This is a genomic window from Microbacterium sp. NPDC089698 (assembly GCF_044749045.1).
GTDB lineage: Bacteria > Actinomycetota > Actinomycetes > Actinomycetales > Microbacteriaceae > Microbacterium.
Genome location: NZ_JBIVHE010000001.1, coordinates 610894 through 631314, shown reverse-complemented (window position 1 = coordinate 631314; position 20421 = coordinate 610894). Strand labels below are relative to the sequence as shown.

Below are 20421 nucleotides of genomic sequence, written 5' to 3'. Positions count from 1 at the left end.
AGCGGGAGCCCGCCGATCTGGAACGGCAGGCCCCCACTCGGCCGGGGCGCGGGAGCTCAGCTCTCCGCGCGTGCGCGGCGGCGCATCACCAGGAGCACGCCGCCGGCGGCGACGAGCAGCAGTGCGATGCCCGCGGTGGTGAGGATGATCTGTCCGTCGGCACCGGTCAGCGGCAGGCCGGGGACCAGCTGCTGGTTGTTGGTGACGGTGAACGTGGGCGTGGTCACCGTCGATCCGGACTGCACGTTGACCGCGGTCAGCGCGGCGTTGCCTGCCGGGAGCACGTAGCCCGCGGGAGCCGCGGTCTCCTGCAGGATGTAGCAGCGGTTGGTCACGTCATTGGCGGCCGTGGTCGTGTCGCCGACCCACAGGCCGGCGATGGCGATGGATCCGCTCGCGTCGGAGGTGACGACCAGCGGGCTGGTCGAGTTCGGCTGGGTGACCTGGGTCAGGCCCGTGGTGCCTCCGGCCGGAACCGCGCAGGTGCCGGTGGTGGTCGTCGTCTCGAAGACGGTGAACGTGGCGCCGGCGAGCGTGTGCGTCGGGTTGCCGGCGTCGGTCTTCGTGCCGAGCAGGTTGCCCCAGCGGGTGGTGACGGTGTTGGTCGGGGTCGGGCTCGTGGTGCCGTCCAGCTTCAGGTCGTTCAGGTTGACCGTCGCGGTATTGTCGATCGCGCCGACGGCGTTGACGGTGGCGCGGAAGCCCACGGAGAGGGTCTGGCCGGCCGTGAGCTTGGAGAGGCCCGACGCGGTGAGCGTGACGGTGAGGGTCTGGCCCGACCAGCTATAGGTGTAGTCGCCGGGGTTGGCCAGCGTCGTCGCCCCGATCTTCACGACGGGGACGTAGGTGGTGTTGGGGGTGAGCTTCGCGTCCAGGACGTCCGAGACGATGAGCTTGGTGTAGGCCTGTCCGGTCGGCAGCGACGGGATGAGCTGGGACACCGAGAAGTCGACCTGGGAACCGAGGGTGTACCCGTTGGCGCTCTGGTCGCCGACCGTCTTCTGCGGGGACGTGCCCGTGGCGTTCTTCGGGTAGACGTTGACGTTGTACTCCCACATGCCCGTGTTCGCGGCGCCCGCGGTCGAGTCGGCGGGGGTCGGCACGGTCACGACGAACGGCGACGACATCGTGATGACGCTCGCCGGTGCGCTGATCTCGCGGACGAGGTAGGCGCCGACCGCGAGGTTCGCGGCGGTCGCGATTCCGCCACCGGCGGTGGTCACGTTGGTGCAGGTGCCGAGCGGGAAGTTCGTCGTGCTGTCGACACCGGCCGTCGTTCCCGTGAGGGCGGTCGCGGTCTGAGCGCCGGCGACGTTCTGCAGGTTCTTCACCTGCGTCCAGCCGAGGTTCGAGGTGTCGGTGAGCGAGGTGACGTTGTTGATCGCGCACACCTGGAACGTCACGCCGTCGATCGGCGACGTGGTCGGGTTCGTCCCGGTGCCGGACGGGTTCTGGGAGCCGTTGGCCGGGTAGGCGTACTTGTGGATGGTCAGGGACCCGGTCTGGTTCGTTACGGGGCCGGGGACCGGAGCCGCGTTGGCCGCCGTGGCCGAGACCGCCGCGGTGAGCAGGCCGAGCGACAGCGCAGTCGCCGCGACCGCCACCCGGCGCATCCGCACCGCTGACATTGGTGAGTTAGACATCGATCTGTCTCTTTCTTTCTGGTGGATCACGACGCGGCGCGGCGTGACGTGTGGTCCGGGGCTCGGGAAAGTCCCGGACGGGCTCAGAGGGTCTGTCCTCGGTGTCGTCGCCAGAACTGCAGCGATGCGAGCGCCAGGGCGAGCGCCGCGAGCAGGACGCCCGCGATCAGGTACGCGTCCGCGCCGAGCCCGCCGGTGAGCGGGATCGCGGGCACGGTCTGCTGGGTGTTCTTGATCGCGCCGAGGCTCGCGGTCAGCGCGCCGGCGCCGATCGTCACGGTGCGCGCCGTGGTGTCCAGCAGGTATCCGGCGGGAGCCTTCGTCTCGGTGAGCGTGTAGACGCCCCAGGCGAGTCCGCCCACGGTGAGATATCCGGCTCGCGCGTCGGTGTCGTTCGTGCCGGTGCACGGCGTCGCCGTGCAGTCCTTCACGGTGATCGTCGGCCCAGACGCGCCCGGTCCGCGCAGCGTCCATTCCGAGCCGGCGAGGTAATGCGCCGTCGAGGCCGCGTCGACCTTCTGCCAGGAGATCGTCCCGGCCGTCGGCTGGTTGACATAGGTGCAGGCCACGCTCGCACCGCCGGCGATGCCGGTGAGCGGGAAGGATGCGGCGCTGGTGAGCGTGTAGGTCGTGGGGCTGCCGGTCGCGGGCGTGACCGTGCAGGTCCCCGACTTGAACGTGTAGCCGGTCTGCTGCGTCTCGGAGACGGCGACGGTCGCGCGCGACGCGGCGGATCCGAACGTGATCGTCCAGGGGGCCGTCGATCCGCCGGCGCCGGTGACCGCGGTGGTCCCGGTCGGGGATGTCGTCACGGTGCCCGTCGTCGCGGTCGTGGCCGCGCCGAGCGTCCAGCCCGGGGCGGCCGTCGGGTTGTTGCCGTTGACGTCGGTGATCTGCTTGCTGAGCGTCACGGTCGCGGTCGAGGGCATCGCCGTGTTCGTGATCGTGCACACGATCTTCGCTCCGCCGGCGGTGTTGTTCGGCATCGCGAAGCTGCCGCTGGTGCCGGTGCCCGAGGCGACGACGACGTTGGCGTTGGCCTGATCGACGCAGGACCATGTGCTCGTGTAGTTGCTCAGGCTGCCGGAGGCCGCGGTCTCGGAGATCGCGTAGGTCTGGCCGCTCCGCCCGAGCAGCGGGCCGACGATGCTGCTCTGGATGCCCGTCGCGGATCCCGTCGTCGTCGCCGTGTTCGCCGAGCTGGTGACGTTGCCGATCGTGAGGGTGAACTGGTCGCCGGCCGCATAGCGCCCCTGAGGCAGGTTCTTCTGCAGGACCATCGTGTTCGGATAGATGCAGCTGGCCATGTCGACCCACGCGATCGGGCCTGCCGCGGAGGAGAGCTGGGCTCCCGTGGCCGGATCGACCTGCTTGATGGTCGACGACGCGCCGGAGGAGAGAGCGGAGCCGATCACGAGATTGCCGTTCGGTCCGAACGCGACGGAGTTGTACTGGCCCGCGTTCGCCGGGAGGGAGTTCGTGATCGTGGTGGCGGTCAGCGCCGCGTTGCCCTGCGTCGTCGGCAGTGGGCCGTTCACGCGGGAGACGATCCCCGATGCGGTGTCGCTCGCGTTCGAGACGATGTAGAGGTTTCCGGCCGCGTCGAAGGCGATGTCGCCGTTCGCGGAGGATCCCATCCCGCTGATCGAGCCCATGGCCCCGATCGTGGTGTTGGTGATCGTGTTGAAGCCGTAGATGTACCAGATGCCCGTGGGGGTGTCGGGCACCCAGGCGTAGTAGTAGATCCCGGTCAGCGGATCGATGGCGCCCGCGATGACGTTGAGGAGCGACCCGGTGACGTTCGTGGGGTAGGTCGTGGTGAGCCCCGTCGATGCGTCGTACCGGAGGATGGTGCCCGCGGTCCGATCCAGCGCCCAGATGTAGTTGCCCGCCTGGCCGAGGGCGAGGGCGTTGACGATGTCCCCCGAAGGAACCGTGAAGGCGCCGTTCGCCGTCGACGCACCCGTGCTGGCGGTCGTCTGATAGATGCCACCCGTGGTCGTCACGGAGTAGACGTAGGTCGACCCGCAGCCGAACGCGGGCGCGGCGGCCGCGGCCAGAGCGAGCGGTGCGGCGGGGGCGAGGGGGCTGGCGACCGGAGCCGTGGCGGTGACCGAGGGGGACGGCGATGGGCCGGCCGTCGGGGCGGGCGTGCCCGGCGCCGGGGTCGGCGTGGGGCTGGGCTGCGGCGTGCTCGAGTCGGGTGCGGGCGCCGCGGACGGCTGCGCGGTCGGGTCGGGGGTGACGGCCGACGCCCTCGGGCTGCCGAGGATCGCGAACAGGCCTCCGACGAGGAGCAGGACTCCGAACACGGCGGCCGCCGTCTGCCGCCGCCGGCGTGCGCGGGCGCGCCGGAGCTCGCTCCGCGTCTGCGGTCGACCGCTCGGGTTCTCAGGGTTCACGTGCACTCGCTTCTCGGGTTTCGTCTGCCGATGCACAGAGAGACCTCGACCCCTCGGGATCATGACGACGGATCTTCGAGAACTTTCTTGCGCCGGATCCTTGTAAAAGATTCTTGACATCACGGATGAAGGATCCGTACGATCACCGTGTAAAGAATCTTTGACAGGAGGAGACGCTCATGGTCTACGAGGAGCGCAACGTCTGGACGGGCCTGGTCGTCACGATCATCGCCATGGCGGTGTACGTCGTGGTCGTCCTCCGCGCCGCGGGCGGCGGCCCGCTCACCGACGTCGACTGGGTGCCGATCATGCTGTGGACGATCGGCGCCAGCATCGTGGCGACGATCGTGCTCAGCATCCTCTGGGGCATCGTCGCGGGCATGCGCGAACCGGAGGGCGTCGGGAAGAGCGACGTCCGCGATCGCGACATCGCCCGGATGGGAACGCGTGTCGAACAGGCCTTCCTCGCGATCGCGGGCGTCGGCGTGCTCATCCTCTGCGCCGTGCGCGCCGACTGGTTCTGGATCGCGCACACCATGTTCTTCGGCTTCGCGGTCGCCGCGATCGTGGGCAGCATCGCCCGGCTCATCGCGTACCGACGGGGCCTGTGATGGTGAAGCCGACCAGGGTCACGAACTCGATCCGCGCCCTCCGCGACGCCCGTGGGCTCACCCAGGCGGAGCTCGCCTCTCGCGTCGGGGTGACGCGCCAGACCCTCATCGCGATCGAGGCGGGCCGGTACTCGCCGACCCTCGAGCTCGCGTTCCAGCTCGCCCGCGTCTTCGAGGTCGGCCTCGACGACCTATTCCAGTACCCGGAGGCCTGAGATGAACGACATGGACGCATGGACCCAGTCCCGCTACGGCGGCGTGGCGGAGGTCGCCCGGACGCGGACGGAGATCCCGGCGCCGGCGCGCGGCGAGGTGCTGCTGCGCGTGCGGGCGACCGGGCTCAACGCTGCCGATCGGCACATCATGACCGGAGAGCCGCTGCTGCTGCGCAGCGCGTTCGGCTGGTCGCGCCCGAAGCAGCCGGTCCGTGGCATCGACGTCGCGGGCACCGTCGTCGCTCTAGGCTCCGAAGTCTCGGGATTCGCCGTGGGCGATGAGGTGGTGGGGGAGATCCCCGCCGGCGGCGGACTCGCCGAGTACGCGATCGCGCCCGCGGACCGCCTCGTGCCGCGACCGGCCCCGGTCGATCCCGTGACCGCCGCCGCGCTGCCGATCGCCGGGGGCACGGCGTGGCAGGCTCTCGACCGGGCCGCCGTGTCGGCCGGGGACCGAGTGCTCGTGCTCGGCGCATCCGGAGGCGTCGGCACGTTCGCGGTCCAGCTCGCCGCGCTGCGCGGCGCGGAGGTCCATGCGTCGTGCTCCGAGCGGAACCGCCCGCTCGTCGCGTCTCTGGGCGCGTCGGTCACCTATGACCGGAGGGCCGTGTCGCTCGCGGATCTGCCCGAGAGCGGCTTCGACGTCGTGGTGGACATCGCCGGCGACAGCCCCCTGCGCGCGGTGCGGAGGCTCGTGCGCGATGGCGGATCCGCGATCCTCATCGCCGGCGAAGGCGGACGGGTGCTCGGCCCGATTCCGCGGGTCGCTCGCGCGGCCGCCCTCTCCCTGTTCTCGCGGCGCCCGCTGCGCCCTCTCGCCGCGACGGCCAAACCGGAGGCGCTCCGCGAACTGCTCGCGCTCGCCGCGGATGGCCGGATCGCTCCCGTCATCGAGCGCACCTGGCCTCTCGCGGAGGCCGGGGCGGCCCTCGCCCATCTGGCGGCGGGGCGCACCGTGGGAAAGGTCGTCGTGACGGTGGGGTGACGCCGGATCACACCCGCCCGAAGAGCTCCGGATCCACGGGGCGCTGCGCCCGGGGGAGCTTCGCGACGACGAGGCGATACGCCTCGGTCACGAGCTCCTCGACGAGGCCCTGCTCGAGGCTCTCGTCGGGCAGCAGCGTGATCCAGTGCTTCTTGTTCATGTGATAGCCCGGGATGATCGCGGGGTACGTGGCGCGCAGGGCCTCCGCGTCGGCCGGCGCCGACTTGAGCGTCACGCGCGTGGAGCTCGACGGGGAGAGCGCCATGAACATCAATCCACGGACGCGGAACACGTCGACCTCGGGACCGAACGGCTGATCGACCGTGACGCCGGGGAGCTCCTCGACGCGCGCCCGCACCCAGTCCTGCATCGTCTCGCCCATGCGTGGTGCCTCCCGTCGCGTCGGGATCCGCGACCGGATCCCCGCACTCATCATGCCGTGCGCGGGCGACATCGCGCGCCGTCCGTATCGCCGTCGTGCCGGCAGCCTCTGTACGTGCCGGCCGATCCGGCGGATCATGGGGCGGGGAGCGAGCGAACGGGAGCAGCACATGCCGGAAGACCACATCGCCACCTCGAGCATCGCGATCGAGGCGTCTCCCGATCGCGTCTGGGAGGTGCTGACCGATCCGGAGGCGGTCCGCGAGTTCATGTTCGGCACGACCGTCGTCACGGACTGGACGGTCGGCGGCCCCATCCGCTGGCAGGGGGAGTGGGAGGGACGCCCCTACGAGGACAGGGGCGTGATCCTCGAGGCCGAGCCGGGGCGGCGTCTCGTCTGCACGCACTTCAGCCCGCTCACGGGGAAGCCGGACGTCCCGGAGAACTACCACACGCTGACGTGGACGATCACGGGAGAGGGGCCGGTCGAGCTGACGCTGAGCCAGGACAACAACCCGGACGAAGCCGCGGCGCTGCATTCGACGACGATGTGGGACAGCCTCGTCCGCAGCGTGAAGGACATCGCCGAGCGGAAGGGCTGATCTCCGGAACGGGAACGCGCCGCGCGGCCGATTGCCCTCGGTCCAGAAACCGTGCCATTCTCAGTACCACGCCAGCGCCGATGCTCCGAGCCGTCCTGCGACCCGCCCCACCGGCGAACACGGGTGAACGACAGGGGGATCGCATGTCGCAGACGGATGCCGGGAATCTCACGCACGCGGAGGACCACGGTGCAGAGCACGATGCCGAACAGGCCGGCTACAAGAAGAGCCTGAATCGTCGTCAGGTGCAGATGATCGCGATCGGGGGTGCGATCGGAACGGGCCTGTTCCTCGGATCCGCCTCCCGGCTGCACAGCAACGGTCCCGCGCTCGTGCTCAGCTACGCCTTCGTCGGCGTGATCGCCTACTTCCTCATGCGGGCGCTCGGCGAGCTCGTGCTCTACCGCACCACGTCCGGCGCCTTCGTGTCCTGGATGCGCGAGTTCTTCGGCGAGAAGGCGGCGTACTACACGGGGTGGATGTACTGGACGAACTGGGCCCTCACCGGCATCGCCGAGCTCAGCGCCGTGGGCCTGTACATCCAGTACTGGTGGCCGCAGATGCCCACCTGGGCCACGGTGCTCATCGCACTGGCCGTGGTGCTCGTCGTCAACCTGCTCTCCGCGAAGGCGTTCGGCGAGTTCGAGTTCTGGGCCTCGGTGCTCAAGGTCACGGCGATCATCGTCTTCCTCGTGGTGGGGATCGTCGTCGTCGCCTTCAGCTTCGACGTCGGCGGGCACAGAGCCGGGGTGCAGAACCTCTGGTCGAATCCCGGCGGATTCTGGCCGACCGGTGACGGCTTCGCCTGGTACGGGCCGATCATCGTCATGTCGGGCGTGGTCTTCGCCTACGCCGCGATCGAGATGGTCGGAATCGCGGCCGGTGAGATGGAGGACCCGAAGCGCGAGGTGCCCAAGGCCGTCAACGCGGTCATCGTCCGGATCGCCGTCTTCTACTGCGGCGCGCTGCTGCTGCTGGTCTGCATCCTGCCGACGAGCGAATTCACACCCGGCATCAGCCCGTTCGTCACCGTGTTCGGGCGGATGGGCATGCCGTGGATGGCCAACGTGATCCAGGCGATCCTCATCGTCGCCGCGATGTCCTCGCTGAATTCCGGCCTGTACACGACGGGCCGCGTGCTGCGCAGTCTCGGCATGGCCAAGCAGGCGCCGGGCTTCACGCTCAAGATGAGCAGGTCCGGCGTGCCGTGGGCGGGCATCGTGATGACCGCCGTGGTCTATGTGTTCGGATCCATCCTGAACGCGGTGAGCCCGGATGCCTTCGAGATCGCCCTGGAGGCGGCCTCGATCGCGGTCGTGTTCACCTGGGGCACGATCTTCGTCTGCCAGCTGCGGCTGCGAAGACTCACCGACAGGGGAGTGCTGCCGCCCAGCGCATTCCGGGCGCCGGGGACGCCTTGGACGAGCTACCTGGGTCTCGCCTTCCTCGTGTTCGTGATCGTCGGGATGGCGATCTCCGGATGGCAGGCGTCGCCGTACTTCTGGCACAAGACCGGTTTCGTCGTGGTCGTGATCGGAATACCGGTGCTCCTGGTGATCTTCGAGCTCGGCTGGCTGATCGTGAAGGGCCGGGTGGCCGCGCAGACCGAGGGCAGGATGCTCAGCAAGTGGACCGACAGCGGCCTGCGCTACCCGCCTCGGCCCGCGGGGCCGCGCACCGAGTCCATCGCGGCCATCGGCACGGTGCAGTTCGACGTGCACGACCGCGACGAGGACGACGAGGACGAGGGGATCCCGATCGGCCCCGTCGAGATCGAGATGCACGAGTGGGACAACCTCGACGAGCCCGACAAGAACCAGCCCGGCGATGCCGCCGGCCCGCACGAAGGGGGACGGTGACATGCGCCGCCTCGCCGCCGCGGCGCTGAGCCTCGTCGCCGCCTCCGTGCTCGTCTCCGGCTGCTCCTCGGCGACTCCGCAGAACACCGGCGACAACAGCGCGACCGGATCCGGCACGCTCACGATCGGGATCGCCGACGACCTGCCCGGGGTGAGCCTCAAGACGGACTCCGGATACGCGGGTTTCGACATCGACACCGCGAACTACGTCGCCGGCAAGCTCGGCGTGCCCACGAAGAACATCACGTGGCAGCGCATCGACCAGGACGAGCGGGTGAGCGCGCTCACCTCGGGCAAGGTCGACCTCGTCGTCTCGACGTTCTCGATCACCGCCGAGCGGGAGAAGGAGATCGCGTTCGCGGGCCCGTACTTCGTCGCCCACCAGGATCTGCTGATCCGCCGCAACGACGACACGATCACGGGACCCGAGACCCTGGACGGGAAGAAGGTGTGCGCGGCCGCCGGGACGACCTCGATCGACTACCTCACCTCGCACTACCAGGGGAAGATCACCGTCGTGAAGGTGCCGTCCTGGTCCGAGTGCGTCCGAGATCTCGCGGCCGGAACGGTCGACGCGGTGTCGACGGACGACCTCATCCTCGCCGGCTTCGCGACGCAGCCCGAGTACAAGGGCGTGCTGCGCGTGATCGGCAAGGGCTTCACCGACGAGGACTACGGCGTCGGGCTCAAGCAGGGGGACGACCGGATCGACACGGTGCGCGCCGCGCTCAAGGAGTACATCTCCTCGGGGGCGTGGAAGAAGTCCCTCGACGCGAACATCGCCCCCTCCGGCTACGCGATCCCCGCGCCGCCGACCGTGAAGTAGCGCAGAGACGACGACGCCCCTCCGCCCGGTCGGACGGAGGGGCATCGTGGCGATCAGAAGACGGGGGTCCCGGCGCGCGTGAGCCGCCAGTTCACGACGTGGAAGTCCTTCGGGTCGATCGTGCCGGCCGCCGAGGCGTACGCCACGATGGCCTCGCGGATCGCGACCTGCGCGTTGTAGACGACCGGCGCCGTCGCGATGTGCGGGAAGCCGCCGCCGCCGGACTGGCGGTAGTTGTTCACCGCGACCACGAACTTCTGCGCCGGGTCGACGGGAGCGCCGTTCCAGGACAGGTTCTGGATCCGCGATCCCTGCGGCTGCGCGATGTCCACGTCATAGGTCACGCCCGAGAACTGGTCGTAGTTGTAGTCCGGGGTGTTCAGCGCGTTCGTCCAGCTCGCCGGATCCACCGGAGCGCTGGGCGCGACCTGCTGGAAGTACTTCGCCGAGTACTCCAGGTAGTCCTTGATCTGCGCACCGGTGAGCACCGAGGCCATGAGCGTGTTGTCGTAGATGTACAGGCCGGCGACGTCGCGGATCGTGACCTCTCCCGCCGGGAAGGTGGCCTGCCGGTTGAAGGGAGCTGCGATCGACACGATCGGCAGCGCCGCCTCCGCGGTGCCGGCGATCGCCTGAGACACGGTGTCGACCTGCACCTTGTTGACATAGTCGAGGATCGCGGTGTCCTTCCAGCAGGACTCGGCGGCGGACAGCTCTTCGGTGGAGTTCGCCACCGGCTTGTTGACGTACGCCACCACCGCGTCGTGCTGCGCCTGGATGAGAGAGACGAGGGCCGGATCGTCCTGGACCGTGTTGGTGTTGACGTTCGTGGCCTTCTTCGACACGACGGTCCACTGGCCCTTGACCTGCTGCAGCTCGATGTCGAACACACTGAGCCGCTGCCCCCAGCACATGGGCTCGCTCAGCACGACCTGCTGACCGGTGGCCGCGTTGGTGACGAAGCGCTGCGGGATGTCCTTGTGCGCGTGGCCGAACAGGATCGCGTCGATGCCCGGGACCTGCTCGGCGAGCACCGCCGCCGCGTTCTCGTTGGGCAGCGCGTCGCCGTAGGACGAGGTGCCGCTGTCGCCGGAGTGCACGCTCACGACGAGCACGTCGACGCCCTGGGCGCGGATCACGGGCACCCAGCGCTTCGCGGTCTCGACGATGTCCAGCACCTCGAGCTTGCCGCTCACGTTGGCCTTGTCCCAGATGACGATGCCCGGGTTGGTGAGGCCGAGCACGCCGACCCGGATCGGCTTGGCGCCCTTCGGGTGCAGGGTCTTGATCGTGTACGGCGTGTAGGCGGGCACCGTCGTGCCTGCGCGCACCGCGTTCGCGCCGAGCACGGGCGCCTTCATCTGCGAGATCCAGGTGTCGAGGAAGTCGAGGCCGTAGTTGAACTCGTGGTTGCCCAGGGCCACGGCGTCGTAGCCGATCGCGTTCATCTGCGCGGCCATGGGGTGGATCGCGCCGCTCTTCGTGATCGGATCCACCGTCGCATAGTAGAAGCCGAGCGGCGTGCCCTGGATCGTGTCGCCGGCGTCGAAGAGGAGCGTGCGGTCCCGCCCGCGGTCGGCGCGGATCTGGTTCACGACGCTCGAGACGCGCGACAGGCCGACGACGTTGCCGGCCTTGTCCTTGTACTCCGCGTCGGTGTAGTAGTCCCAGTTCACGGCGTGGGAGTGGATGTCGGAGGAGCCCATGATCGTGATGGTCACGGACTTGCCGACACCGCCGGCGGCCGCGGACGCCGAGTCGGAGCTCGTGGCGACCCAGCCCGCGGCGGCGAGGGCGCTCGCGGCGGAGACGCCGGTCAGGAACCCGCGCCGGCTCAGCCCTGAGCGGCGCTCCTGCTCGACGTCCTCGGGGACGGCGCACGAGCACCAGCGGGGCTGCGGGGCGTCGGCGTGGCGGTGGAGATGTGTTTCATCTGTCATGAGGACCGATGCAACCACGCGGGGGTGTCGGCGACAACAAAGCGCGCGTGAACATTCTCCCGCCGCTCGTATGAGCACCCCTGCTTCCCCCGCCCGCGCGCCCGAGCGTCGCCCGCTCACTCCGCCCCGCTCGTCCCGCCTCCGCTCCCACCCACTTCCGGGTCGTCCCCGTGAGCGGAGCCCCTGGCGTGCGCTGGCGGGGACGACCCGGAATGGTGGGGTCGCTCTCTTCGGGTCGTCCCCATGAGCGGAGCCCCTGGCGTGCGCTGGCGGGGACGACTCGGAAGTGGTGGGGGAGGGGGAGGGGGCGCGGGGTCAGAGGGCGGCTTCGAAGGGCCAGCCGGTGTAGGCCTCGGCGAGGGACCGGCGGCCGGCCTCGGACTCCGTCAGCATGTGCAGCTCGCCGAGGCGGCGCCGGTGATCGAAGTCGGTCGCGTCGGGCGCGGTGTGCAGCAGGTTCGTCATCCACGAGGAGAAGTGCTGGGCCTTCCAGATCCGCCGGGCCGCGACCTCGGGGAACCGGCTGAGCGGGCCTTCGTCGCCCTCGAGCAGGAGCGCCCGGATCGCGCGGTCCAGCAGCACGACGTCGGCGACGGCGAGGTTCATGCCCTTCGCGCCGGTCGGCGGCACCGTGTGCGCGGCGTCGCCCACGAGGACCGTCCGCCCGCGGCGCAACTCGTGCGCGACGAAGCTGCGGAACCGTAGCACGTCGCGCCGGATGATCGGCCCCTCGGCCAGTGCCGTGCCCGGCGTGCGCGTGTGCAGCTCGTCCCAGATCTGCCGGTCGCTCAGCGCGGCCGGATCCGTGCCGGGGTCGCACTGGAAGTACATCCGCTGCACGGTCTCGCTGCGCTGGCTGATCAGCGCGAAGCCGGCGTTCGAGCTGCTGTAGACGAGGACGTCGTTGCTCGGAGGGGCCTCGCACAGTATTCCGAACCAGGCGAACGGGTACTCCCGGAAGTATCCGCCGGTCGGGCTCACCGCCTTGCGGACGACGCCGTGCGAACCATCGGCGCCGACCACGACCTCCGCCTCGATCTCGAACTCCGCGCCGTCCGCGTCCTCCGCGACGACCGTCGGGCGCGACGATGCGGCGTCGCGCACCGCCGTGGCGGTGACACCGAAGCGAAGATCCTGCCCATCCGCGAGGCGGGCCGCGATGAGATCCTTCAGCACCTCGTGCTGCGGGTACAGCCAGACGCTGCGACCGGTCAGGGCGGGGAAGTCGAAACGGTGACCCGCCCCGTCGAAACGCAGGTCGATGCCGTCGTGGCGGTGGCCGTCGGTCAACACCCTGGTCGACGCGCCGGAGGAGACCAGGAGATCCACCGTGCCCTGCTCGAGGATGCCGGCGCGGACGGTGCGCTCGATCTCCTCGCGCGGGCGACGGTCGATCACGATGGATCCGATCCCGGCGGCGGCGAGCAGATGTGAGAGCAGCAGGCCGGCCGGGCCGGCGCCGACGATGGCGACTCGGGTGCGCATTGTGGGGGTCATGGGTCTCCTTCGACGGCGAAAGCCTCCCTGATGCGCCGAGCCGCGCGCCCGACCATTCCCGTTGAACGGGATCCGTCTTCAGCGGCGGAAGCCGAGGGTTCGCTCGATGTCCCGCGCCGCGGCGTGCAGCTCGTAGAGCGCGATGTCGGTCTGCGCATCGCGCGGGAGCACGGCGGAGAGAGCGGCGATCACTGCGCCGGTCTCGTCCCGGATCGGCACCGCCACGCCGGTCGAGACGTCCTCGATGTACCCGGGCGCGACCACGTGCCCGAGGCGGCGGATATCGGCCAGAGCGCGGCGCAGCGCCCCCGCCTCCGTGATGGTCTCCCTCGTGACGGGGGCGAGGGGCCCCGCGAGGATCCGCTCCTGCAGGTCGCGCGTGCCGAACGCCAGGAGCACGAGGCCGGAGGAGGAGGCGTGCAGCGGCAGGCGTCCGGCGATCCGTGTGACGTTCGAGCCGGATTCCGGGCCGGACAGGCGCTCCAGGAAGAGCGCCTCATCCTGCTCCAGGATCGCGAGCTGGGTGTGCTCGCGCAGGCGGCTCTGCACGCGCTCCATCGACGGCATCGCCGCCTGGCGCAGGCGCAGTGCGTGCGAGGAGCGCGTCGCGAGCTCCCACAGCCGCATGCCGATGCGGATCCGGCGATCCTCATCGCGCTCCAGAAGTCCCGCCTCGACGAGTTCGCCCACCACGCGGTGCGCGGTGGAGGCGGGCAGGCCCGCCCTGCGACCGATCTCGGCCGCCGTCTGCACCGTGCGCGTCGGGGTGAAGGTCTCGAGCACGCGGAGCAGGCGGTCGGTCACCGAGTCGCCGGAGGGGGAGTTCGCCATGGACTCAGGATGCCATGGTCCCGAGATGATTCCCATTGAGTGGGAATCCTTCGCCACGCGCCGCGGCCACGACGCACGATTCTGCTGTTCCCCGAACGGTCGAAGGAGACGACGATGTACGACACCGCTGCGGCGCCCGAGTCGCTGCTCGCCGCGCCCGACCAGGTCACGCAGCGGGAGATCACCGCCGAGATCGAGGCCGCGCACGCCGACTCTGCGCGGCGCGAGACGGAGGGGGAGACCCTGCCGCGCACGATGCACGACTTCCCGCCCTACCGATCGAGCCTCCTCAGGCACCCGACCAAGAACCCGAAGCTCGTCGATCCCGAGACTATCGAACTGCTCTCGCCCGCCTTCGGCCAGCGCGACGTCGCCGCGATCGAGTCGGATCTGACCCTGCAGCACGTCGGCGAACCGCTCGGCGAGCGCATCACCGTGCGCGGGCGGCTCCTGGATTCGTGGGGCCGGCCGCTGGCGAACCAGCTGATCGAGGTCTGGCAGGCGAACTCCGCCGGGCGCTACATCCACCAGCGCGACCAGCATCCCGCGCCCCTCGACCCGAACTTCACGGGTGCGGGCCGAGCGATCACGAACGACGCCGGCGAATACCTCTTCACGACGATCAAGCCGGGACCGTATCCGTGGAAGAACCACGTCAACGCCTGGCGCCCCGCGCACATCCACTTCTCGGTGTTCGGCCGTGCGTTCACCCAGCGCATCGTCACCCAGATGTACTTCCCAGGGGATCCGCTGTTCGCCCTCGACCCGATCTACAACTCGATCCGGCGCGCGTCCGATCGCGAGCGGATGATCGCGGCGTACGACCACGATGCCACGGTGCCGGAGTTCTCGATGGGCTACCGCTGGGACATCGTCGTGGACGGACCCGATGCGACGTGGTCCGAGCAGGAGGCGGACCAGTGAGCGCCGAACCCGCCCTCGCACCCACGGCAGGACAGACCGTGGGCCCGTTCTTCGCCTACGGCACCGATTACGACCGGATGCACGAGGTCGTCTTCCCGTACAGCCCCGGATCGGTCGTGCTGTCCGGCACGGTCTACGACGGCGCCGGCGCCCCCATCCCGGACGCGATGGTGGAGATCTGGGGTGCGGACGCCGACGGAACGGTCTCGCGCGCCCGCGGCGCGTTCCGCCGCGACGATCACACCTTCACGGGCTTCGGCCGCTCGTTCACGACCGATGACGGCCACTACGAGTTCTGGACCCGAGAGCCGGGACCCTCGGGATCCGGCGCGCCCTTCTTCGCCGTGATCGTCTACGCCCGCGGTCTGCCCGACAAGCTGCACACGCGCATCTATCTGCCGGGCGCCGAGGGGGATCCGTTCCTCGCGTCGCTGTCCGAGGAGGAACGTGCGACGCTCGTGGCGATCCGCGAGGCGGATGGCAGCCTGCGCCACGACATCCGGCTGCAGGGCGACCGGGAGACGGTGTTCCTTGCCTACTGACGACGAGACAGACAGCGCCCTCGGCTCGGCCGTGTTCGGGCTGCTGGATCCGCTGCTCGCGGGTTCCGCCGCCGGAGCGCGCGCGGACGGCGAGACGGCGATCGCGAGCGACGCGCACGTCGCCGTGGCGCTCGTGCGGGCCGAACGCGCTCTGCTCACGGCCTATGGTGACCTGGGCGTCATGCCCCCTGCGCGTGCGGAGCGGGTCGCGCCGGGGTTCCGCCCTGAGGTGAGGGCGCTCGCGGCGGCGGGCCTCGAGAGCGGCAACCCGGTCGTCCCCCTCGTCGACGCGCTGCGGCGCCGGACCGGGGACGCCGACGCCGCGCTCTGGATCCATCGCGGTGCGACCAGTCAGGACATCCTCGACACCGCCCTCATGCTCGTCGCGAAGGATGGCATCGGCGTGGCCGTCGAGGATCTCGCCGCCGCCGCATCGGGTCTGGTCGCTCAGGCGGTCGCGCATCGCGATGACCCCGCCGCCGCGCGGACCCTGGGGCAGCACGCGGTCCCGATCACGGTCGGGGCGCGGATCGCCGGCCGGCTGCGCGCCCTGGTGCGGGCACGTCGCACGCTCCTCGACGCCGCGGCAGCGCTGCCCGCGCAGCTCGGCGGGGCAGCGGGGACCCAGGCGTCCTTCGTCGAGCTGTTCGGGTCCGAGATCGCGTCGCGGCTGCCGTCCGCCTTCGCGGCCGCCACCGGCCTTGCCGCACCGGCCGCGCCCTGGCACACCGACCGGTACCCGATCCTCGACCTCGCCCACGCCGCCGGTGCGGCGCTCGCGGCGATGGGCGCCCTCGCGGCGGACGTCGTGACCCTCACCCGACCCGAGATCGCGGAGGCCTCCGTCCAGCGCGGCGGCGGATCCAGCACCATGCCGCAGAAGCGCAATCCCGTCGACGCCGTGCTCCTGCGGTCCGCCGCGATGCGCGCCCCGGCGCTGATCGGGCAGCTCCACACCGCTGCGGGGCTCGTCGGCGACGAGCGGCCGGACGGCGCCTGGCACGCCGAATGGCCGGCCCTGCAGGAGCTGCTGCGGCTGCTGGTGGGCGCGGCCGCCCGCACGCGGGAGCTGTGCGCGGGGCTGAGCTTCGACGCGGAGCGCGCCAGGGGGAATCTCGCGCTGACCGGCGGGCTGATCCTGTCGGAGCGCCTCGCCCTCGTGCTGAAGCCCCGCATCGGCGCCGCACGGTTCGCCGAGGTGATCGACCGCGCCGCCGCCGGAGAGTCGCTCGCCGACTTGGTGCGCGCGCTGCCCGAGGTCGCGGAGCAGGACCTCGCCGACCTGCTCGATCCGGCCCGGTACCTGGGGCGCTCCGGCGCCCTCGTCGACGACGCCGTGCGCACCGCTCGGGACGAGGGCATCCGATGATCGACGTCGCGGTCTCCGCCACGGTCGGACCGGAGGGTGCGCCGCTGCTCGTCCTCGGTCCGTCTCTCGGGACATCGAGCATCCTCTGGGAGTCGGTGCTGCCCGCGCTCGCCCCGGACCATCGGGTGATCACCTGGGAGCTTCCGGGCCACGGAGGCTCTGCGCCGGTGCGGGAGCCGTTCGCGGTCGCGGATCTCGCCGACGCCCTCGTCCGCGCCCTCACGGGAAGCCTCGGCGAGGAGCGGTTCGACTATGCGGGCGTCTCGCTCGGCGGCGCCGTGGGGCTCGAACTCCTGCTGCGTCACCCCCAGCACGTCGGCCGTGCCGCGATCCTCTGCTCCGGCGCCGTGATCGGTACGCCGCAGGGATGGCATGAGCGAGCCGCGCAGGTGCGCGCCCAGTCGACGTCGTCGCTCGTCGTCGGATCCGCCCAGCGCTGGTTCGCGCCCGGCTCGATCGCACGGCATCCCGACCTCGCCGGCCGGCTCCTGCACACGCTGCAGGACGCCGACGACGAGAGCTACGCCCTGGCCTGCGAGGCCCTCGCCGCTCATGACGTGCGAGCCCGACTCGGCGAGATCGGGGCTCCGGTGCTGGCGATCTGGGGCGCGCACGACGCCGTCACGCCCGAGGCCTCGGCACGCGAGATCGTGGACGGCGTGCGCACCGGGAGCGCGGCGGGGATCCCCGGCGCCTCGCATCTCGCACCGGTCGACGACCCCACCGCGGTGACCCGCCTGCTGAGCGGATTCCTGACCCCCGAGAGGACGTCGACATGACCGGAGCGACCGACGAGGAGCGCCGCGCGCAGGGCATGACCGTGCGCCGCGAGGTGCTCTCGGATGCGCACGTGGACCGTGCGATCGCGAGCACGACCGCGCTCACCGCAGACTTCCAGGACTTCATCACGCGTGTCGCATGGGGCGATGTGTGGTCCCGGCCGGGCCTGGATCGCCGGTCGCGCTCGATCGCCGTGCTGTCGAGCCTCATCGCCCTGGGGCACCACGAGGAGTTCGCGATGCACGTGCGCGCGGCGCGGCGCAACGGGCTCACGGTCGCAGAGATCCGGGAGGTCATCCTGCAGTCGGCCGTGTACGCGGGCGTGCCGGCCGCCAACACCGCGTTCCGCCTCGCTGCCGGGGTGCTCGCCGAGGAGGAGGCGCCGTGATCGACAAGACGGCGCCGGACGCCGCGGCCGCCGTCGCCGGGATCCCGGACGGCGCGACCGTCATGATCGGCGGCTTCGGGCGCGCGGGACAGCCGGTCGAGCTGATCGATGCGCTGATCGCGCAGGGCGCGGGCGACCTCACGATCGTGAACAACAACGCGGGCAACGGCGACACCGGTCTCGCGGCGCTGCTCGCCGCCGGACGAGTGCGCCGGATCGTGTGCTCGTTCCCGCGGCAGACCGACTCGTGGGTGTTCGACGACCTGTACCGGTCGGGGCGCATCGAGCTCGAACTCGTGCCGCAGGGCAACCTGGCGGAGCGGATCCGCGCCGCGGGCGCCGGGATCGGAGCGTTCTACTCGCCCACGGGCGTCGGGACGCAGCTCGCAGAGGGACGGGAGCACCGGGTGATCGACGGTCGAGAGTACGTGCTCGAGCACCCGATCCGGGCGGACTACGCGCTCGTGTCGGCGCGCAGGGCCGATCGCTGGGGGAACCTCGTCTACCGCGGGACCGCACGCAACTTCGGTCCGGTGATGGCCGCAGCCGCGACGAGGACCATCGCGCAGGTGGACGAGATCGTGCCGCTCGGCGCCCTCGATCCCGAGGCCGTCGTTACGCCGGGGATCTTCGTCGACCGGGTGGTCGCTGTGGGGGAGCGGGCGTGGCTCGACGACGGCGTCTTCGTCGGCGGAGTCGACCGGGAAGGACGGGTCGCCTCATGACCAGGATCAGCCGGGAGCAGCTGGCCGCGCGGATCGCGGCCGACATCCCCGAGGGGTCGTATGTGAACCTCGGGATCGGCGCACCGACGCTGGTGGCGGACTTCCTCCCCGAAGGGCGGGAGGTCGTGCTGCACACCGAGAACGGGATGCTGGGCATGGGGCCGGCTCCGGCAGGGGAGCGCATCGACCCCGACCTCATCAACGCCGGAAAGCAGCCGGTCACGGCGCTGCCCGGGGCCGCGTACTTCCATCACGCGGACTCCTTCGGAATGATGCGCGGCGGTCACCTCGACGTCTGCGTGCTCGGCGCCTTCCAGGTCTCCGAGACCGGCGACCTGGCGAACTGGTCGACCGGTGCGGAAGACGCGATCCCGGCGGTCGGCGGCGCGATGGATCTCGCGATCGGCGCCAAGCAGGTCTACGTGATGACGGATCTGCTGACCCGTTCCGGAACCTCGAAGCTCGTGTCGCGGTGCACGTACCCGCTGACGGGCGTCCGCTGCGTGACCCGGATCTACACGGATCATGCGGTGTTCGATGTGAGCGCGGAGGGCCTCGTCGTCCGCGAGACGTTCGGCGCCACGATCGCGGAGCTCGAGGAGATCACCGGGCTGGTGCTGCGATGACCGCCTCCTTCGTCTACGACGCCGTCCGCACGCCGTTCGGCCGCGCCGGCGGGGCGCTGTCCGGGGTGCGTCCGGACGATCTGGCCGCTGTGGTGCTGCGCGCGATCGTGGAGCGCACCGGGCTCGATCCCGCCCGCATCGACGACGTGATCCTCGGCGACGCGAACCAGGCGGGTGAGGACAACCGCAACGTGGCGCGCATGTCCGCACTGCTCGCGGGGTTCCCGACGAGCGTCACCGGGGCGACGGTCAACCGCCTCTGCGCATCGTCGGTCGAGGCCGTCGTGCAGGGATCGAGGGCCATCGAGGCGGGCGATGCCGATCTCGTGCTCGCGGGCGGCGTCGAGTCGATGAGCCGCGCGCCGTTCGTCATGGAGAAGTCGGCGAAGGCATGGCCGGCCGTCGGCAACCAGACGCTGTGGAACACCGCGATCGGCTGGCGGATGGTCAACCGGGGACTGCCCGCGCACTGGACGATCTCCAACGGAGCCTCGGCCGAGAAGATCGCCCGCGAGCGCGGCATCTCCCGCGAGGAGCAGGACGTCTTCGCCGTGCGCTCGCACCGGCTCGCAGCGCGCGCATGGGCGGAGGGCGTCTATGCGGACGAGATCGTGCAGGTCCCCGGCGCGGAGCTGGGCCGGGACGAGGGGATCCGCGACGACACCTCGCTGCAGCGCCTCGCAGCGCTGAAGGCGCTCTTCGCCGCGGACGGGTCGGTCACGGCGGGGAACTCCTCGCCCATCAACGACGGCGCCTCCGCCGTGCTCATCGGCGCAGAGGGCGTCCTGGACGCCGAACCCCTGGCCCGGATCGCCGCACGCGCCGCGCACGGCGTCGACCCCGACGACTTCCCGATCGCGCCGATCGAAGCCGCGAACAAGGCTCTCGCGAGGGCGGGCCGCACCTGGGGCGACGTCGACGTGGTCGAGCTCAACGAGGCCTTCGCCGCGCAGACGCTCGCCTGCGTCCGCGGGTGGCCGGACCTCGATCCGGAGAAGGTCAACCGGCACGGCGGTGCGCTCGCGATCGGGCACCCGCTGGGCGCCTCGGGCGGGCGCATCATCGGTCACGCCGCGCACGAACTCGTCCGCCGCGGGGGCGGCGTGGCCGTCGCGGCGATCTGCATCGGCGTCGGGCAGGGACTCGCCGTCGTGCTCGAACGCTGACCGCGTCCGAGCGAACCCGCGATCGGCCGCATCCCGCGTCCCGGTCCGTACCATCCCGGATCCTCAGCGACGAGGATCCGTTCCTTGGGGAATGAGAACGCGATGAAGC

20 protein-coding genes are annotated in these 20421 nt (G+C 70.7%); 14 read left to right on the top strand and 6 right to left on the bottom strand.

Features of this window, described 5'->3' with window-relative positions:
- Positions 1-56: 56 nt before the first annotated feature.
- Both ACIPY5_RS03035 and ACIPY5_RS03030 read right to left on the bottom strand, forming a co-directional pair.
- A complete protein-coding gene (locus ACIPY5_RS03035; RefSeq protein WP_400966512.1) occupies positions 57-1643 on the bottom strand; it encodes a SpaH/EbpB family LPXTG-anchored major pilin in 1587 nt (528 codons plus the stop codon).
- Positions 1644-1726: 83 nt separating this feature from the next.
- Positions 1727-4045: a SpaA isopeptide-forming pilin-related protein gene (locus ACIPY5_RS03030; RefSeq protein ID WP_400966510.1), complete on the bottom strand. Its 2319-nt coding sequence runs from the start codon at positions 4043-4045 to the stop codon at positions 1727-1729.
- Positions 4046-4224: 179 nt separating this feature from the next.
- On the opposite strand from ACIPY5_RS03030, the gene ACIPY5_RS03025 reads away from it, so the two are divergent.
- From ACIPY5_RS03025 to ACIPY5_RS03015, 3 genes are read left to right on the top strand one after another with little or no spacing between them, the layout of a single operon-like run.
- Complete coding sequence (locus ACIPY5_RS03025; RefSeq protein WP_309356943.1) at positions 4225-4656, top strand: hypothetical protein; 432 nt, start codon at positions 4225-4227, stop codon at positions 4654-4656.
- A complete protein-coding gene (locus ACIPY5_RS03020; RefSeq protein ID WP_309356936.1) occupies positions 4656-4871 on the top strand; it encodes a helix-turn-helix transcriptional regulator in 216 nt (71 codons plus the stop codon). Before ACIPY5_RS03025 ends, ACIPY5_RS03020 begins: the two co-directional genes overlap by 1 nt.
- Before the next feature lie 10 nt (positions 4872-4881).
- Positions 4882-5856 carry an NAD(P)-dependent alcohol dehydrogenase gene (locus ACIPY5_RS03015; RefSeq protein WP_400966507.1) on the top strand — a complete coding sequence of 325 codons (975 nt, stop codon included), beginning with the start codon at positions 4882-4884 and terminating at the stop codon, positions 5854-5856.
- A gap of 7 nt (positions 5857-5863) precedes the next feature.
- Here ACIPY5_RS03015 and ACIPY5_RS03010 read toward each other — a convergent pair whose 3' ends face one another.
- On the bottom strand, positions 5864-6238 hold the full coding sequence (locus ACIPY5_RS03010; protein ID WP_400966504.1) for an MmcQ/YjbR family DNA-binding protein: 375 nt from the start codon (positions 6236-6238) through the stop codon (positions 5864-5866).
- A gap of 169 nt (positions 6239-6407) precedes the next feature.
- On the opposite strand from ACIPY5_RS03010, the gene ACIPY5_RS03005 reads away from it, so the two are divergent.
- From ACIPY5_RS03005 to ACIPY5_RS02995, 3 genes are all read left to right on the top strand, one after another.
- Positions 6408-6839 carry an SRPBCC domain-containing protein gene (locus ACIPY5_RS03005; protein ID WP_309357568.1) on the top strand — a complete coding sequence of 144 codons (432 nt, stop codon included), beginning with the start codon at positions 6408-6410 and terminating at the stop codon, positions 6837-6839.
- Between the two features lie 143 nt (positions 6840-6982).
- The gene (locus tag ACIPY5_RS03000) at positions 6983-8698 is read left to right on the top strand and encodes an amino acid permease (protein ID WP_400966500.1); all 1716 of its coding nucleotides are present in this window, start codon (positions 6983-6985) and stop codon (positions 8696-8698) included.
- 1 nt (position 8699) lies between these two features.
- Positions 8700-9524, top strand: a complete 825-nt coding sequence (locus ACIPY5_RS02995; protein WP_309357566.1) for a glutamate ABC transporter substrate-binding protein — start codon at positions 8700-8702, stop codon at positions 9522-9524.
- Between the two features lie 53 nt (positions 9525-9577).
- On the opposite strand, the gene ACIPY5_RS02990 is transcribed toward ACIPY5_RS02995, so the two are convergent.
- The 3 genes from ACIPY5_RS02990 to ACIPY5_RS02980 all read right to left on the bottom strand — a co-directional run bounded on the left by ACIPY5_RS02990 (position 9578) and on the right by ACIPY5_RS02980 (position 13792).
- On the bottom strand, positions 9578-11464 hold the full coding sequence (locus tag ACIPY5_RS02990; RefSeq protein ID WP_400966497.1) for a bifunctional metallophosphatase/5'-nucleotidase: 1887 nt from the start codon (positions 11462-11464) through the stop codon (positions 9578-9580).
- A 315-nt stretch (positions 11465-11779) separates the two neighbouring features.
- Positions 11780-12961 (bottom strand): 4-hydroxybenzoate 3-monooxygenase, encoded by a 1182-nt coding sequence (locus ACIPY5_RS02985; RefSeq protein ID WP_400966494.1) that lies wholly within the window; start codon positions 12959-12961, stop codon positions 11780-11782.
- 78 nt (positions 12962-13039) lie between these two features.
- Positions 13040-13792, bottom strand: a complete 753-nt coding sequence (locus ACIPY5_RS02980; protein ID WP_309339211.1) for an IclR family transcriptional regulator — start codon at positions 13790-13792, stop codon at positions 13040-13042.
- A gap of 114 nt (positions 13793-13906) precedes the next feature.
- Between ACIPY5_RS02980 and pcaH the strand changes: the two genes are divergently transcribed.
- From pcaH to ACIPY5_RS02940, 8 genes are read left to right on the top strand one after another with little or no spacing between them, the layout of a single operon-like run.
- Positions 13907-14716: a protocatechuate 3,4-dioxygenase subunit beta gene (gene pcaH, locus ACIPY5_RS02975; protein ID WP_400966491.1), complete on the top strand. Its 810-nt coding sequence runs from the start codon at positions 13907-13909 to the stop codon at positions 14714-14716.
- Positions 14713-15258: a protocatechuate 3,4-dioxygenase subunit alpha gene (pcaG, locus tag ACIPY5_RS02970; protein ID WP_400966488.1), complete on the top strand. Its 546-nt coding sequence runs from the start codon at positions 14713-14715 to the stop codon at positions 15256-15258. The genes pcaH and pcaG overlap by 4 nt, the downstream gene beginning before the upstream one ends.
- Positions 15248-16627, top strand: coding sequence for a lyase family protein (locus tag ACIPY5_RS02965; protein WP_400966485.1), 1380 nt, complete (start codon positions 15248-15250; stop codon positions 16625-16627). The genes pcaG and ACIPY5_RS02965 overlap by 11 nt, the downstream gene beginning before the upstream one ends.
- Entirely contained in the window at positions 16624-17406 is a 783-nt protein-coding gene (locus ACIPY5_RS02960) for an alpha/beta fold hydrolase (protein ID WP_400966482.1), read from the top strand. Before ACIPY5_RS02965 ends, ACIPY5_RS02960 begins: the two co-directional genes overlap by 4 nt.
- Positions 17403-17795, top strand: a complete 393-nt coding sequence (gene pcaC / locus ACIPY5_RS02955) for a 4-carboxymuconolactone decarboxylase (protein WP_400966479.1) — start codon at positions 17403-17405, stop codon at positions 17793-17795. Before ACIPY5_RS02960 ends, pcaC begins: the two co-directional genes overlap by 4 nt.
- Complete coding sequence (locus ACIPY5_RS02950; RefSeq protein WP_400966476.1) at positions 17792-18520, top strand: 3-oxoacid CoA-transferase subunit A; 729 nt, start codon at positions 17792-17794, stop codon at positions 18518-18520. Before pcaC ends, ACIPY5_RS02950 begins: the two co-directional genes overlap by 4 nt.
- Positions 18517-19146, top strand: a complete 630-nt coding sequence (locus tag ACIPY5_RS02945; protein WP_400966474.1) for a 3-oxoacid CoA-transferase subunit B — start codon at positions 18517-18519, stop codon at positions 19144-19146. Before ACIPY5_RS02950 ends, ACIPY5_RS02945 begins: the two co-directional genes overlap by 4 nt.
- Positions 19143-20312 (top strand): thiolase family protein, encoded by a 1170-nt coding sequence (locus ACIPY5_RS02940; RefSeq protein ID WP_400966471.1) that lies wholly within the window; start codon positions 19143-19145, stop codon positions 20310-20312. Before ACIPY5_RS02945 ends, ACIPY5_RS02940 begins: the two co-directional genes overlap by 4 nt.
- The last annotated feature ends 109 nt before the right edge of the window (positions 20313-20421 follow it).